This window comes from Streptomyces sp. NPDC037389, assembly GCF_040636475.1.
Taxonomy (GTDB): domain Bacteria; phylum Actinomycetota; class Actinomycetes; order Streptomycetales; family Streptomycetaceae; genus Streptomyces; species Streptomyces hesseae.
In genome coordinates, this window is record NZ_JBEZUS010000008.1 from 105,290 (window position 1) to 119,579 (window position 14,290).

A 14,290-nucleotide genomic window follows, 5' to 3' on the forward strand; every position below is an offset into this window, starting at 1 on the left:
CACCGAACGCGACAGGAAATGAGGGCTTGGCCATGGCTTTCCGCATCGGGGACATCGTCGTGGACACGCGCACCGGCAGGATCGGCCAGCTGATGGGGCGTGAAGGGCCGGACATCCACCAACTCCGCCCCGTTCGCGGCGGGATCGAATGGGATTGCCCGAGGGATGCGATCCGGGCCGCCGAGCCCGCCGAGCTGCTCGCCCGGCCCGCCGGGCCGCCCGCCCCGCGCTGCGCCGTCTGCGCGCGCATCAAGGAGCAGCGGCGCGAGGCGGAGGCCCAGGGCGACATCCGGCGGATGCGCGACGCGGCCGAGCGCATGGGCGTCCATCAGCGCCAGGCGCACTGACCGGCGGTAACCGAGAGTGGCCGAATAGTCACTCTCCCCATGATCCCCGCAGCCGACTAGCCTGCGTCGGCGCGGGGGTCTGGTCGCTCGAACAAGCGGACAAGGGGCTTGCTGGGTGTTCTACTACTTCTTCAAGAACGTGGTGTTGATACCGTTGTTGCGGTGGGTCTTCCGGCCGAAGGTCGAGGGGCTTCACCACCTGCCGCAGCAGGGGGCGGCCATCATCGCGGGGAACCATCTGTCGTTCTCCGACCACTTCCTGATGCCGACGATGGTGAAGCGCCGGATCCGGTTTCTCGGCAAGATGGAGTACTTCACCGGTCGTGGCATCAAGGGCAAGCTCATCGCGGCGTTCTTCCGGGGCATCGGGGCGATCCCGGTGGACCGTTCGGGCAAGGAGGCGGCGCAGGCGGCCCTCGACACCGGGCTGGGCGTGCTGGGCGGCGGTGAGCTGCTGGGCATCTACCCCGAGGGGACCCGTTCGCACGACGGGCGGCTGTACAAGGGCAAGGTCGGCGTGGCGGCCATGGCGCTCAAGTCGGGGGCGCCGGTGATCCCGTGCGCGATGATCGGCACGTTCGAGGCCCAGCCGACGGGGAAACTGCTGCCGCGCCTCGTCCCGATCACGATCCGCTTCGGTGAGCCGCTGGACTTCTCGCGGTACGAGGGGATGGAGGACCACCGGGCCGTTCTTCGGGCAGTCACGGACGAGATCATGTACGCGATCTGGCGACTGTCCGAGCAGGAGTACGTGGACACGTACGCGGCCGAGGCCAGGGCGGCCCTGCGGCCCGTGGACGGCGGCGGGGCGCGCCCGGCGTCCGTTTCGGTGCCGGGTCGCGAGCAGGCGGCCGTCGGCCGCTCGGCGGCGGCCTGAGCCCTGCCCCGAGAGGGCGCCCCGGGCGAGGGGGCTAGGCTCGGCTGTCATCGCCGTTTCCCGGAGAGAGCGATCAGCATGCACACGTGGGGCAGGACGCTCACCACCGCAGGCATCCACGACCCACGTCTGCGTGCCGACTACACCCGGCAGCGGCAACTCGTGTCGGGCTACAAGCGGAACGCCTACATCGCCGTACGGCTGCTGTTGCCCCCGGAGCTCGTTCCGCAAGTCATCGCGGCCACGGCGTTCATGCATCACACCGATCTCGTCGCCGAGGGGAGTTCCGCCGATCCGTCGGGCGGCGATGACCGGTTCACGGTCTGGGAGAAGGAGGTGCGCGACGGGCTGGCTGTCGGTGACAGTGCTCACCCCGTGCTCCGCCCGCTGCTGCACACCGCCTCCGTCCACCCCGGCCTGCGCGAGCATGTCGAGCGGTTTCTCGCCGGGGCGCCGATGGACAGGGACTTCAGTGGTTTCGCTGATGAGGCGGGCTATCAGCGGTACGTCGACGCGTACTCGCTTCCGGCCTTCATGCTCGTGGCGTGCCTCGTCCTCTCGCCCGACGCCGACGCCGAGGACAGCCGTGCGCTGTGCCGCTCCTACATCGACGGCAGTCAGCGTCTGGACTTCGTCAACGACCTCGCCGAGGACCTCGGGGACGGCCGGCTCACCCTTCCCGAGGAGACCCTGACGCGGTACGAGGTCTCCCGCTCCGATCTCGAACGGAAGCGGGACACCCCGCACTGCCGCGCCCTGCTCCGGGACCTCCTCGAACAGAGCCGTCGCGACCTGCTCGCCAGCCGTTCGTTGCCGGAACTGGCGCCGCCCGCCCACCGTGCCTTCGTCCGGGCCTTCGTCGCGCTGGAGGTCCTCACGAACGACGCGGCACTGGCGAAGGGCGGCCGACTCTTGCACGAATCGGCCGGCCCGTCTCCGCGCGCGGCTCTGGGCGTCCTGATCCGCGAGTACCGGCGGCGCGGTCGCTGACGAGGGCCGGGGGCCGGTGCCTCAGGTGTCCTCCAGCCGGAAGCCCACCTTCAGCCCGACCTGGTAGTGCGCGATCGCGCCATTCTCGAGGTGCCCGCGTACCTCGGTCAGCTCGAACCAGTCGAGTTCGCGGAGAGTCTGCGCGGCGCGGCTGATTCCGTTGCGGATCGCCGCGTCCACGCTCTCCGGTGAGGAGCCGACGATCTCGGTCACCCGGTAGGTGTGGTTGCCCATGCCCCCACCGTGCCTCAGCGTCGGGGCGGGCGCGAAGCGGGTGGGCCATCGGAGGAACGGGCCCCGGAACGGGCCTTGGAACGTGCCTCCGGCGCGGGGGAGCCGCGCCTTGACCTGGAAGGGCGCTTCGGCCCCGCCCGCAGGGCCGGGACCCCCGACGACATGCTCGTCGGCGGGGTCAAGCCCTGGGCCGTCGACCCCGGGGCGGCGTCACGGCTGTGGGAGCTCTCCCGCGAGCTCACCGGGGTGAGCGCCTTCTGACGGCCCGCGCGGCGGGGGTGCGGCCAGGACCGTGTCGAGCAGGCCCGGGAAACGCTCGTGGAGCTCCGCGCGGCGCAGCTCCACGACCTTGGTCCGCCCTTCGCGGCGCTCGCGCGTGATGCCCGATTCCCGCAGGACGCGCCAGTGGTGGGTGGCGGTGGCCTTGGTGACGGACACGGGCAGGCTGCCGCAGGTGCGCGGCTGGGTGGAGGTCGCGAGCTCGCGGACGATGACCAGCCGTACGGGGTTGCCGAGGGCGGCCAGGACGTCTTCGACCGGTACCCGGTCGAGGTCGGGATGGTAGCTGACCATGGAAGCGATTGTACGAGAGATTTCGTACCGAGCCAATTTTGATTGTACGAAATCTTGCGTACGATCGAACTGTGCGGGAATCCGCCGCGTACCCCCCACTCCCGAACGGAGCCCTCCCGTGGATCTTCAGCTGACCGGAACGACCGCCGTGGTGACCGGCGCGAGCCGCGGCATCGGCCTGGCCGTCACCAAGGCCCTCCTCGCCGAGGGCGTACGGGTGGTGGCCGGCGCGCGCGGCGTCACCGAGGGGCTGAGGGACAGCGGCGCGATCGCCGTGCCCGTCGACCTCGCCTCGCCCGAAGGCCCCGCGTCGTTCGTCGAGCGGGCCCTGGCCGAGCTCGGCGGGATCGACCTGCTCGTCAACAACCTCGGCGGCGGTGGTGACAAGGAGCACCCCGCCACGTTCCTGGAGTCCACGGACGAGCAGTGGGCGGACATGTTCGAGCTGAACTTCTTCAGCATGGTCCGCACCACCCGTGCCGCCCTGCCCAGCCTCCTGGAGCGCCGGGGCGCCATCGTCAACGTGTCCTCCATGAGCGGCCGCCTCCCTCACACGGCGCCGCTGCCGTACGCCTGCGCCAAGGGCGCGGTGAACACCTTCGGCAAGGGGCTGGCGGAGGAGTACGGGCCGCGCGGCGTGCGCGTCAACACCGTCTCGCCCGGCGCGGTCCTCACCGAGCAGTGGGCCGGGCCCGACGGCTTCGGCGCCAAGCTGGCGGCCGCCCGCGGGATCACGCTGGAGCGGCTGCTGCGGGAGATCCCCGCCGAGATGGGCGCGACCACCGGCGCCTTCGTCGACCCCGGCCACGTCGGCGCCCTGGTGGCCTACCTGGCCTCCCCGCTGGCCGCCGGCATCCACGGGGCCGACCACGCCCTCGACGGGGGCGCGGTCAAGACCGTGTGACCGGCTACGCGCCCGGCGTCTCGAGCGTCTTGAGCGTCTTGAGCCAGTCGTCGACGGTGACGACATCCGCCCACTGCGGGAACAGCCGCTCGGTGAGGACCCGGTGCAGCTCCGGATCGGTGTCCAGGCAGGCGTCGGAGAGGACGGTGAGGCCGAAGTCCTGGTCGTTCGCCTGGCACAGGGTGGACAGCACCACGGCGCTGGTGGCGATGCCGGTGAGCACGAGGCTGTCGATGCCGCGTGCCCTCAGCACCACGTCGAGGTCGCTGCCCGAGAACGCGCTCGCCCGTCGCTTGGTGACCACCACGTCGCCCGGCAGGGGCGCGACCTCGGGGTGGATCTCGGTGCCCGGGGCGCCCTCGACGAAGAGGCCGGCCCGGGCGATGGCGGCGAGGGGCCTGTTGCGCGTGCCGACTTCCGGAAAGCCGGGACGCAGGGCGATGACCACGTAGATCACGGGGATGTCCGCCGCCCGGGCCCCGTCGATCGCCCTGCGCACGCGTGGCAGATATCCGGAGCCGTCATCGGCTATGTCCACGATGGCCCGTTGGACGTCCATCACGAGAAGGGCGCTGTTCATCATCCGACCCTAGCGTCAGTCCATGGGGACCTTCGAGGAGTGGTGGTTGATGATGAGCCACCTGCCGCCGCGCAGCTTGTAGACGAAGGTGTAGCGCGCGTCGACCTTGGACCTGTGGCCGTGCTTGTCGGTCAGCGTGAACTCGTAGAGGCCCGTGTCGATGGCACTGGTGCGGTTCAGGATATTGATGACCCGCTCCTGGATCCTGCCGACGGGCTTGTTCTCCAGGAAGTGCCTGAAGTAGTCGACTCTCGCCGCCCGGGTCTTGCGGATCTCGGCGGAGACGGTCGGCAGCAGTACGGCGTCCGGGGCGTAGAGGTCGGCGACGCGGTTCGCGTCGAGGGTCGCCAGGGCGGCGTTCCACCGGTCGAACAATTCCCTGATCTGCCGCTCGGTGGGTCGCTCGGGCTGGCGGCCGCTCGCCTGCGCCGCGCCCGTTCCGGCGAACAGGACGGCGACGGTGGTGACGGCGGCTCCGGCGGTGTACGTGTGTCGCCCCATGGGGCGCCTCCCGTGTGGTGTCGGTGATCGAGTGGGGGTGTCACATCAGCCTCACCCGGCACCGCCGATCCGGCACATCGGGATGGTGCTTACGGCACCACCGTCACCGGCCACCGCCCCGCCTTCACCAGACGGACCGCCACCGAGCCGACGAAGCGATGGCCCGCCTGTTCCGACGCCCCGACGACCACCGCGTCCGCCTTCAGCTGGTCGGCCGTCTCCACCAGCCCGGTGTAGGGGTCGCCGCGGAAGGTGTGGAACTGCCAGCGGACCTCGTGGACGCCGCGCAGCCGCTCGGTCGTCTCGCGGATCTCGGCCAGCAGCTCCTCGGCGACCCGCTCGGTCGTCTCGGCCACCGGGGCGCCCAGGGCGGCGCCGCCCACGAGGAGGGGCTGGACGTAGACGACGGCCAGCAGGGCGTTCTGCCGGCGGGCGAGGCCCGCCGCGTAGGCGGCCGCGCGCCAGGAGGTGTCGGAGCCGTCGACACCGACGACGATGACCTTGGGGCCGTCGGTGCCGCGCTCGAAACCGGCCGGCAGGGGGGCGCTCCGCCCCTCGTTCGTACCGTCGGTGCCCTCGCTCACGTTTTCGCTCACACAAGCAGGCTAATACCGTGCCGCGCGGGCGTGCTCAGGACACCGGCCAGATACGGACGGTGTCGTTGCCGGAAGGGCTGGATCCGCCGAACAGCCCCGCTGCGAGACTCTTTCCGTCCGGGCTGAACGCCACCGCTTCGACCCAGCTGCGGGCGTCATAGGTGGCGGTGGCCGTCCCCGAGGTCGTGTCCCACAGAATGAGCTTGCCCTTCATGTCGCCGCTGGCCAGCATCCGGCCCGCCGGGTGGAACACCAGCGTCTGGATGATGGCTTCGTGGCCCTTGAGGGTGATGACGTCCCGGCGGGACGCGGTGTTCCACAGCCGGATGGAGGTGGGCGTGTCCGTCATGGCCAGGATCTGGCCGTCCGGGCTGAACACCGCCCTGCTCGATCCCGCGCTGTCGTCGATGGTGAGCAGGGCCTGATCGTCCGGCATCCGCCGCAGCTGGACGGGGTTTCCGCCGGCCAGCAGCTTGCCGTCCGGGCTGAAGGCCGCCGGCCCGCCCTTCACGTCCTCGTGGACGGCGAGGCCACGGCCGGAGGCCACGTCCCATACGTACAGGCCCTTCTGGGTGCTCGCGGCCAGTGTCCTGCCGTCCGGGCTCTGGCTCATGGAGGAGATGTGGCCCTCCTGGTCCTTGTAGTCCGTGGCGGCGGTGAAGGTACCGACGGCGCGTCCCGTGGCCACGTCCCAGGCCAGGACCTTGTTCTTGTCCGCTATGAACAGGACCTTGCCGTCCCGGCTGAACGCGTTGGCCTGGATGAACTCGGCGGTGCTGACGAGCGTGGTCGTGCCGCGCCTGGCGGACAGGTCCCAGTGCCAGATCTTGCCGTCGCCGCTGGAGGCGAGCAGCGTTCCGCCGTCCGGTGTGAAGGCGATCGCGCGCACATTCACGGCACCCTCGAAGGTGGTGCCGTCCGCCCCCGGACTCCGCGTCGCGCCCCGCCCCGGGTCGTTGGACGGGGCGTCCGGCTCCTTGTCCTTTCCGAGCAAGTAGGCGGGGACGGCCGCCGACGCGGCCACGGCGGCGACGCCGAAGGTGCCGATGAGGATGCCGCGCCGCGACACCTTGCGCGTCGCCTTGCCCGCGCCCGGCACGGATGCGGGCGGGGCGGCGGCCGGAGGCGCGGCGGGGTACGGGGGTGCTCCGGCTACGGCGTGCGGAGGCGCTCCGGCGCTCGCCCCGGCCACCGCCGCCACCGCCGCCTGCCCGGCCTGGGGCAGGGGCATGGGCAGGGGGCGCGTCGGCTCGGGAGCCGGCACGGCACGCGCCCGTTCCGCCGGGGTCAGGACCACGGTCCGCTCCGGGCGCGCGGCCGCTTCACCTGCGGAGCCCGCGGAGGCACCCGCGAAGCGGGCCGGGAGCCCGGCCACGGGCGGCCGTTCGGCGGGATCCTTGGCGAGGCAGTCCGTCAGGATGCGGCGGAGCTCGCCGTCGAGGGCGCCGAGCTCCGGCGGGTCGTCCAGGATCCGCTGGACGACGGCCAGGAGGGTGGGCGCGTCGAAGGGGCTGCGGCCGGCGGCGGCGAAGGCCAGGACCGAGCCCAGCGCGAACACGTCGCTGGGCGGACCGGCCCGGTCGGCGCGTATCTGCTCCGGCGACATATAGGCGTACGTACCGATGACCGTGCCGGTCGCCGTCAGCGAACTGGCGTCCACCGCACGGGCGATTCCGAAGTCGATGATGCGGGGCCCGTCGTCGGCGAGGATGACGTTGCCGGGTTTGAGGTCGCGGTGGACGAGGCCGCAGCGGTGGATGGCGGTGAGTCCCTCGGCGAGCCCGGCGCCGAGGCGGAGCACGGCGTCCGGGTCGAGCGGGCCTCCCTCGGCGACCACTTCTTGCAGGGTGGGCCCCGGGACGAAGGCGGTCACCAGCCACGGCGACGCGGCGTCCGGGTCGGCGTCGACGACCTGGGCGGTGTGGAAGCCGCCGACCTGGCGTGCCGCGTCGACCTCGCGCTTGAAACGGGTCCGGAACTGCGGGGAGTCCGCCAGTTCCGCGCGGATCAGCTTCACCGCGACCTTCCGGCCGCCCGGCGACGTACCGAGGAAGACCTGCCCCATGCCGCCCGCGCCCAGCCGGCCCTCCAGCCGATAGGGGCCGACCCACTGGGGGTCGTCGGGCCACAACGCGTCCATGAGTACCGTCCGTGAGAAGGGGGCTTCGGCGGGGAGCCGGGAAACCGGTGAGCTAGGGAAGCTTCCAGAGCTGGATCGTGTGGGCGGACTCGTCACGCCCGAAGGTCATGTTGACGGCGGCCGCCAGGGTCGCGCCGTCCGGGCTGAACGCCAGTACCGAGATCGAGGGGTCGTACTTGGACTGCGGCGCGGTGCCTGTCAGGGTCGAGGCGACGCGCCCGGTGGACAGGTCCCAGAGACTGACGGCCTTGCCGGTGCCGTCCGCGACGTCGGCCTTGCGCGAGGAACCGGCACCCGCGATCACCGCCTTGCCCGGGCGGTACGCCGCCGAGCGGATGTACGAGTGGGCGTCGGTGAGCGTCGCGGTAGGGCGTCCGGTGGCTACATCCCAGAGCCGGACGCCGGGTCCGGCACCCGCGACCGTCTTCCCGTCCGGGCTGAACACCGTCGTCGAGAAGTTCTTCTCCACATCGGAGGTGAGCGTCGCGGTGGGGCGTCCGGTGCCGGCGTCCCAGAGCCGGACCGTGCCGTACTTGCCGGTGTCGGCGGCCACCGTGGCGACGGTCTTGCCGTCCGGGCTGAACGCGATGTGGTCCATGCTGCCGGTGTGCCCGGTGAGAGTGGCGAAGGAGCGGCCCGTGTCCGGCTTCACGAGCTCGACCCGGCTGCCCACGCCCACGGCGAGCGTCGCGCCGTCCGGGCTGAGCGCCAGGCAGTTGACGCTGTCGAACTCGCCGTCATATGTAGTGACGACGTCCAGCGGCGCGCCCGTGCGTACGTCCCAGCGCCGCAGCGTCTTGTCGAAGCTTCCGGTGAACAGCGTCCGGCCGTCCCGGCTGTAGGCCAGCGACATGACCCACTCGGTGTGGCCCTTGAACGTCGTGATCGCACGGCCGGTGACGGCGTCCCACAGCCGCGCGGTCTTGTCGAAGCCGCCGCTGACCAGGGTCCTGCCGTCCGGGCCGAAGACGAGGCAGCCGATGTCCCTGGTGTGGCCGGTGAGGCTCGCGACGGGCTTGGTGAAGTCCCGGGCGGCGGGTGCCGGGGCGGCGGCCGGGCGGTTCTTCGCCGAGGCCTTCGCGCCGGACTCCGGCCAGAGGAGATACGCGGCCCCGGCGACCGTCACCGTCGCGGCGGCCGCCCCTCCGAACAGCAGGGTGCGCCGGGGCAACGGCTTGGTGGGGACGACGGACGCGGTGCCGGGTGAGCCGCCGGTGACCGACAGCCGCCTGAGGACGTCCGCCGTGGACGGGCGGTCGCCCGGCTCCTTGGCCAGGCAGGCGGCCACCAGCTCGTACAGCTCGCCCGACAGGCCGTCCAGCACGGGCTCTCCGCTGGTGACCCGGTGGACGATGGCCGGCACGGACGTCGCGTCGAAGGGGCTGCGCCCGGTGGCGGCGAAGGCCAGGACCGAGCCGAGCGCGAACACGTCACTGGTGGGGGAGACGGTCTCGGCGCGTATCTGTTCCGGCGACATATAGGCGTAGGTGCCGATGACCGAGCCCGTGCGGGTCATCGTGTCGCCCGGGGTGTGGGCCACGCCGAAGTCGATGATGCGGGGGCCGTCGTCGGCCATGATGACGTTGCCGGGTTTGAGGTCGCGGTGGACGAGGCCGCAGCGGTGGATGGCTGCGAGCCCCTCGGCGAGCCCGGCGCCGAGGCGGAGCACGACGTCGGGGGCGAGCGGGCCACGTTCGGTGACGGTCCGTTGCAGGGTGGGGCCGGGGATGAACGCGGTGACCAGCCATGGCGACGCCGCGTCCGGGTCGGCGTCGACGACCTGGGCGGTGTGGAAGCCGCCGACCTGGCGCGCCGCGTCGACCTCACGCTTGAAACGGGCCCGGAACTGCGGGGCGGCGGCCAGCTCCGGCAGGATCAGCTTCACCGCGACCTTCCGGCCCGACGGTGACGCGCCGAGGAACACCTGCCCCATGCCGCCCGCGCCCAGCCGGCCCTCCAGCCGGTACGGGCCAATACGCCGGGGGTCGCCGGGGCGCAGCGGCTCGACCATGCGCTACTCGAATCTGCGGGGGGCTACGGGCGGTTTCACGCACGGAATTGAACCATGACCCGGCGTGCCGGTGCGATGAGATGGTGATCTCACCGGCACCGGCGGCCACAGCCCCTGACCATCACACCGGTACCGCGAGTGACAGGGCGAAGCGTCCCGCCCGGTCCGTCCACCAGTGGGTGAGCTCAAGGCCGGCCGCCGCCAGCTCCCTTCGCACGCCCTCCTGACGGAACTTCGCCGACACCTCCGTCCGCAGCTCCTCGCCCGGCTCGAAGGTGACCGCCAGGTCCAGCGCCTGGATCTTCGCCACCACCGGGCCGCGGGCACGCAGCCGCATCTCGATCCACTCCCGCCGCGCGTCCCACAGCGCCACGTGGTCGAAGTCGTCGGGGTCGAAGTCGGCTTCGAGCTCGCGGTTGATGACGGCGAGGACGTTCTTGTTGAACGCGGCGGTCACCCCGCGCGCGTCGTCGTAGGCGGGCACCAGCACGTTCTCGTCCTTGACCAGGTCGGTGCCCAGCAGCAGCGCGTCGCCCTCGGCGAGCCCCGCGCGGAGGCCCGCGAGGAACACCGCCCGCTCGGGCGGCAGCAGATTGCCGATCGTGCCGCCGAGGAACGCGACCAGCCGCGGCCCCGGAGTGTCCGGCAGCGTGAGCCCGTACTGGAAGTCGGCGACCAGCGCGTGCACCGTCAGCGACGGATGCCCGGCCAGCAGCGTCTCCGCGGCCCCGGTCAGGGCGGACTCGCTGACGTCGACGGGGACGTACACCTCCAGCGACGACAGTTCGTCGAGGAGGTGCCGGGTCTTGTCCGAGGAGCCCGAACCGAGCTCGACGAGCGTACGGGCCCCCGTCGCGGCGGCGATCTCCTCGGAGCGGGCGATGAGGATCTCGCGCTCGGCACGGGTCGGGTAGTACTCCGGCAGCAGGGTGATCTCGTCGAACAGCTCACTGCCCCGGGCGTCGTAGAACCACTTCGGAGGGAGCTCCTTCGGCGAGCGGGTCAGGCCCTCGGAGACGTCCGCGCGCAGCGCGGCGGCCGTCGCGTCGAGGGGGAGGGTACGGGTGAGGACGAACGGGCTCACTGAACGGGCTCCTTGCGCGGGGAATCCGGGAAGCGTGCGTTGCGTGATGTGGGTGGGGTGAGAGAAGAGACGGACACGCCGCTGCGATCGGCCGTCAGCAGCGACCGGTCGGGGACCTCGGTCCAGCCCGGGGCGTCGTCGTACGGCTCGGAGGCCACGACCGTGCGCTCACCGGGCCCGGCGCGGTACCAGAGCGAATCGCCCCACGCCGTGGCGGCGATCGAAGCGCCGTCCGTGAGCAGCAGATTGAGCCGCGACCCGGGAGCGGCCCGCGCCAGGGCCGTGACGGTCCCGGCCAGCGCCCGGCCCAGCGGTTCGCCGCCCAGCAGCCGGTGCTCCACCAGCGCCCAGACGAACGCCGAGTCGCAGCGGGCGACGAGGCGCAGCAGCGCGCCCGGCGGCAGCAGGGGGACCAGCGTCTCCGCCGTGTCCGGCCAGCCGGCGACGGCCCCGTTGTGGCTGAACAGCCAGGGGCCGCCCGCGAAGGGCGCCGCGGCGGCCTCCCCGTCCCCGCCCGGACGCGTCGCGTCGCGCACGGCGGCGAGCAGCGCCCGGGTCCGTACCACCCGGGCTATGTCGGCGAACGACTCGTCGCCCCAGATGGGCCCGGGCCTCCGGTAGCGCGCGGGCAGCGGGTCGCCCGGCGCGTACCAGCCCACGCCGAAGCCGTCCGCGTTGACGGTCCCGTTGCGCTGGTGACGCGGCGCCCACGACTGGCGGACCAGCGAGTACGGCGGATCGGCCAGGCTTTCGGCGAGCGGGGCGTCGGGGCCCAGGACCGCGATGTGGCGGCACATCAGACGGGTTCCGCGTCGCGCGCCGTACGGAAACCGGAGAAGATCTGCCGGCGGACGGGCAGGTCCCAGTTGCGGAACGTCCCCCGGCAGGCCACCGGGTCGACGGCGAAGGAACCACCGCGCAGGACCTTGTGGCCGTCGCCGAAGAACACCTCGGAGTACTCGCGGTACGGGAACGCCCGGAACCCCGGATAGGGCAGGAAGTCGCTCGCCGTCCACTCCCAGACGTCCCCCATCAGCTGCCGCACCCCCAGCGGGGACGCGCCCCGCGCGTAGGCGCCCACCGGCGCCGGACGCAGATGGCGCTGGCCGAGGTTGGCGTGCTCGGGGGTGGGATCGTCATCGCCCCACGGATAGCGCCGGGAGCGCCCCGAGGCCGGGTCGTGGCGGGCGGCCTTCTCCCACTCGACCTCCGTGGGCAGCCGCCGCCCGGCCCACTCCGCGTAGGCCGCGGCCTCGTACCAGCTCACGTGCAGCACCGGCTCGTCGGGCGGCACGGGCTCGGTCACCCCGAACCGCCGCCGCACCCACGCGCCGCCCTCGCGCCGCCAGAACAGCGGGGCGGAAAGGGAATGGCGGCGCACCTGCTCCCAGCCCTCCGGACGCCACCAGCGCGGGTCCGAGTAACCGCCGTCCTCGATAAAACGCGTGTACGCGCCGTTGCTCACCGGCAGCGTGTCGATGAAGAACGACGCCACCAGCCGGGGATGGGCCGGGCGTTCGTTGTCCAGCGCCCAGGGCTCCGTGGACGTTCCCATGGTGAACGGGCCGCCCTCCACCAGCACTTCCGCCGGCAACAGGGCCGCGTCCGGCGCGGCCTCCGGCGGCTCGGGCGCCGTCAGCGCCGCCGGGCCGGCCCGCAGCTGATGCGTGATGAGCATCGTCTCGTCGTGCTGCTGCTCATGCTGAGCGATCATGCCGAAGGCGAAGTCGTCCGCGAGCAGCGGCCCCCCGCCCTCCATGGGCGTCCGCTCCAGCACGTCCAGCACCCGGCCGCGCACATCGGCCGCGTAGGCGTGCGCCTCGCGCGGGGGCAGCAGCGGCAGCGACGGCCGCTCGGCCCGCGGATGCTCGAAGGCGTCGTACACCGGGTCGAGTTCGGGGCGCAGCGCCTCCTGCCCGGCCACGGCGCGCAACAGCCACAGCTCCTCCTGATTGCCGATGTGGGCGAGATCCCACACCAGCGGGGACATCAGCGGGGAGTGCTGGGCGACGAGCTCACGCTCGTCCACACAGGTCGTCAGCGTGCGGGTGCGCGCGCGGGCGGCGAGCAGGGCACTCGCGGCGCGCTCCCGCAGGGCGGCCGGGCCGGATCCGGGGGCGGGCCTCACGACCCGCCCCCCTGCCGCGCCCCGACCAGATCCAGCAGGTCGTCGGCGGGACATCGGCCCCGCTCCACATACCGTCCGGTGAACTCCTCGACGGCGTCCAGCACCCGGGGCGGCGCCCCCAGCCGGGGCAACGCCTCCCGCGCGGCGGCGAAACACACGACCGCCGCCGCGTGGAGCTCGGGGTCGGCCAGCCCGTGCCGGGCCGCCCGCCGCCACAGCGCGTTCCTCGGCGGAGGCTGCCGGCCCGGGACGTCGGCCAGCCCCTTGACCGCCCGGTAGGCGGTCTCCGCCGCCGACGGATCGTCGAACAGCGCCGCCGTCACCGCCAGCGGCACCACCCAGCCGTCCTCGCCCGGCTGCGCGTCGATCATCCGCAGCTCCAGATGACCCCGCGGCCTTATCGGCGGGAACAACGTGGTCAGGTGGTACGCCACATCGTCGGCCGTGACCTGCCGGGGCGAGCCGGTGCGCGTCCACTGCCGCAGCGGCAGCGCCCGCTGCACGGCCCACGGCTCGTCCTCGGTCCGTACGAACATCACCTTCGCGTCCAGCGCGTACGCCGCCCAGGCCGCCCGCGGGTCGTGCCAGTCCGGCGGGGCCAGCGTGCGCCCCGGGTCCATCCGCGCGTAGCAGGCCTGCCGGGTCGACCGCCAGCCACTGGGACGGCCGTGCGCCAGCGGCGAGTTGGCGAACGCCGCCGACAGCACCGCGCCCAGCAGATGGGCGAGCCGCCAGCGCCGCAGATACCCCAGCGGCCCCGGCCCCTCGTACCCGGCGTCCACACAGACCTGCACCGACGCCGTGCGGCACATCACATTGCGCCCGGCGCCGTTGATGCGGTCGTAGTACACCTCCATCGCGTTGTAGCGAGGGGTGCTGCGGACCCTCGGGGGCTCGTACCACGGCTCCTTGCCGTACCCGGCCAGGGTCAGGCCCAGCGTGCGGAGCTCCGCGCGGGCGAGGGAGAGATCGGCGGATACGTCCGTCACACAGGCGGCGAGGGACTCCGCGGGCTGGGAGCTGAACTCCAGCTGGCCGCCGGGTTCTACCGTGAACAGCGACCTCAGCGGCAGTGCGCCCACCCGGTCGGCGGCCTCCGCCAGCCGGTGGGCGGCGACGGGGCGGGTGGGATCGTGCAGATCGTGGACGAGCCATTCCAGTTCGACACCGAGAAGGCGAGGTGGTCCGGTCTTGAACGAGATGCCGCGCACATACGCGTCGGCTTCCGATTCACCGACCGGCCGGGTGAGGCCTTCCCTGTCAGCAAAGCAGTCAGTCACGCTCTCTACCTCCCGTCCGTTCCTCAGTACCCCCAATCCGGCGGC

The 14,290-nt window shown here is 72.4% G+C and carries 15 protein-coding genes and 1 pseudogene; 5 read left to right on the top strand and 11 right to left on the bottom strand.

Annotation, left to right across the window (positions count from 1 at the left end):
• The first annotated feature begins 32 nt into the window (after nt 1–32).
• The 3 genes from AB0E98_RS19195 (at nt 33) to AB0E98_RS19205 (ending at nt 2,214) form a co-directional block, all read left to right on the top strand.
• The gene (locus AB0E98_RS19195) at nt 33–347 is read left to right on the top strand and encodes a hypothetical protein (protein ID WP_361704531.1); all 315 of its coding nucleotides are present in this window, start codon (nt 33–35) and stop codon (nt 345–347) included.
• Between the two features lie 115 nt (nt 348–462).
• The gene (locus tag AB0E98_RS19200; protein ID WP_361703885.1) at nt 463–1,224 is read left to right on the top strand and encodes a lysophospholipid acyltransferase family protein; all 762 of its coding nucleotides are present in this window, start codon (nt 463–465) and stop codon (nt 1,222–1,224) included.
• A 78-nt stretch (nt 1,225–1,302) separates the two neighbouring features.
• Entirely contained in the window at nt 1,303–2,214 is a 912-nt protein-coding gene (locus tag AB0E98_RS19205) for a squalene/phytoene synthase family protein (RefSeq protein WP_361703887.1), read from the top strand.
• 21 nt (nt 2,215–2,235) lie between these two features.
• Here the strand turns inward: AB0E98_RS19205 and AB0E98_RS19210 are convergent, their stop codons facing one another.
• On the bottom strand, nt 2,236–2,448 hold the full coding sequence (locus tag AB0E98_RS19210; RefSeq protein ID WP_361703890.1) for a dodecin: 213 nt from the start codon (nt 2,446–2,448) through the stop codon (nt 2,236–2,238).
• Nucleotides 2,449–2,523: 75 nt separating this feature from the next.
• On the opposite strand from AB0E98_RS19210, the gene AB0E98_RS19215 reads away from it, so the two are divergent.
• Entirely contained in the window at nt 2,524–2,709 is a 186-nt protein-coding gene (locus tag AB0E98_RS19215; RefSeq protein WP_361704533.1) for a hypothetical protein, read from the top strand.
• Nucleotides 2,710–2,829: 120 nt separating this feature from the next.
• On the opposite strand, the pseudogene AB0E98_RS19220 reads toward AB0E98_RS19215, so the two are convergent.
• A pseudogene (locus AB0E98_RS19220) lies at nt 2,830–3,021 on the bottom strand (helix-turn-helix domain-containing protein); the annotation flags it as partial.
• A gap of 118 nt (nt 3,022–3,139) precedes the next feature.
• Between AB0E98_RS19220 and AB0E98_RS19225 the strand changes: the two are divergent.
• Nucleotides 3,140–3,925, top strand: coding sequence for an SDR family NAD(P)-dependent oxidoreductase (locus AB0E98_RS19225; protein ID WP_361703893.1), 786 nt, complete (start codon nt 3,140–3,142; stop codon nt 3,923–3,925).
• A gap of 4 nt (nt 3,926–3,929) precedes the next feature.
• Here AB0E98_RS19225 and AB0E98_RS19230 read toward each other — a convergent pair whose 3' ends face one another.
• The 9 genes from AB0E98_RS19230 to egtA form a co-directional block, all read right to left on the bottom strand.
• Nucleotides 3,930–4,505 carry an isochorismatase family cysteine hydrolase gene (locus AB0E98_RS19230; protein WP_361703896.1) on the bottom strand — a complete coding sequence of 192 codons (576 nt, stop codon included), beginning with the start codon at nt 4,503–4,505 and terminating at the stop codon, nt 3,930–3,932.
• A 15-nt stretch (nt 4,506–4,520) separates the two neighbouring features.
• Complete coding sequence (locus tag AB0E98_RS19235) at nt 4,521–5,006, bottom strand: SgcJ/EcaC family oxidoreductase (protein WP_361703898.1); 486 nt, start codon at nt 5,004–5,006, stop codon at nt 4,521–4,523.
• An 89-nt stretch (nt 5,007–5,095) separates the two neighbouring features.
• Nucleotides 5,096–5,545, bottom strand: a complete 450-nt coding sequence (locus AB0E98_RS19240; RefSeq protein WP_361704502.1) for a universal stress protein — start codon at nt 5,543–5,545, stop codon at nt 5,096–5,098.
• A gap of 91 nt (nt 5,546–5,636) precedes the next feature.
• Nucleotides 5,637–7,742 (bottom strand): serine/threonine-protein kinase, encoded by a 2,106-nt coding sequence (locus AB0E98_RS19245; protein ID WP_361703900.1) that lies wholly within the window; start codon nt 7,740–7,742, stop codon nt 5,637–5,639.
• Between the two features lie 52 nt (nt 7,743–7,794).
• Nucleotides 7,795–9,753 carry a serine/threonine-protein kinase gene (locus AB0E98_RS19250; protein ID WP_361703902.1) on the bottom strand — a complete coding sequence of 653 codons (1,959 nt, stop codon included), beginning with the start codon at nt 9,751–9,753 and terminating at the stop codon, nt 7,795–7,797.
• A gap of 121 nt (nt 9,754–9,874) precedes the next feature.
• On the bottom strand, nt 9,875–10,837 hold the full coding sequence (gene egtD / locus AB0E98_RS19255; RefSeq protein WP_361703905.1) for an L-histidine N(alpha)-methyltransferase: 963 nt from the start codon (nt 10,835–10,837) through the stop codon (nt 9,875–9,877).
• Nucleotides 10,834–11,634, bottom strand: a complete 801-nt coding sequence (gene egtC / locus AB0E98_RS19260) for an ergothioneine biosynthesis protein EgtC (RefSeq protein ID WP_361703907.1) — start codon at nt 11,632–11,634, stop codon at nt 10,834–10,836. Before egtC ends, egtD begins: the two co-directional genes overlap by 4 nt.
• A complete protein-coding gene (egtB, locus tag AB0E98_RS19265; protein ID WP_361703910.1) occupies nt 11,634–13,019 on the bottom strand; it encodes an ergothioneine biosynthesis protein EgtB in 1,386 nt (461 codons plus the stop codon). The genes egtC and egtB overlap by 1 nt, the downstream gene beginning before the upstream one ends.
• Complete coding sequence (gene egtA, locus AB0E98_RS19270) at nt 12,962–14,245, bottom strand: ergothioneine biosynthesis glutamate--cysteine ligase EgtA (protein WP_361703912.1); 1,284 nt, start codon at nt 14,243–14,245, stop codon at nt 12,962–12,964. Before egtA ends, egtB begins: the two co-directional genes overlap by 58 nt.
• Nucleotides 14,246–14,290: the final 45 nt, after the last annotated feature.

Excerpts from the sequence above, each read along its gene's own strand:
- AB0E98_RS19205 (WP_361703887.1), top strand. The coding sequence starts at position 1,303 with ATGCACACGTGGGGCAGGACGCTCACCACCGCAGGCATCCACGACCCA.
- AB0E98_RS19250 (WP_361703902.1), bottom strand. The coding sequence starts at position 9,753 with ATGGTCGAGCCGCTGCGCCCCGGCGACCCCCGGCGTATTGGCCCGTAC.
- AB0E98_RS19210 (WP_361703890.1), bottom strand. The coding sequence starts at position 2,448 with ATGGGCAACCACACCTACCGGGTGACCGAGATCGTCGGCTCCTCACCG.
- AB0E98_RS19195 (WP_361704531.1), top strand. The coding sequence starts at position 33 with ATGGCTTTCCGCATCGGGGACATCGTCGTGGACACGCGCACCGGCAGG.
- AB0E98_RS19245 (WP_361703900.1), bottom strand. The coding sequence starts at position 7,742 with ATGGACGCGTTGTGGCCCGACGACCCCCAGTGGGTCGGCCCCTATCGG.
- egtB (WP_361703910.1), bottom strand. The coding sequence starts at position 13,019 with ATGTCCCGCCGACGACCTGCTGGATCTGGTCGGGGCGCGGCAGGGGGG.
- AB0E98_RS19230 (WP_361703896.1), bottom strand. The coding sequence starts at position 4,505 with ATGAACAGCGCCCTTCTCGTGATGGACGTCCAACGGGCCATCGTGGAC.
- AB0E98_RS19235 (WP_361703898.1), bottom strand. The coding sequence starts at position 5,006 with ATGGGGCGACACACGTACACCGCCGGAGCCGCCGTCACCACCGTCGCC.
- egtC (WP_361703907.1), bottom strand. The coding sequence starts at position 11,634 with ATGTGCCGCCACATCGCGGTCCTGGGCCCCGACGCCCCGCTCGCCGAA.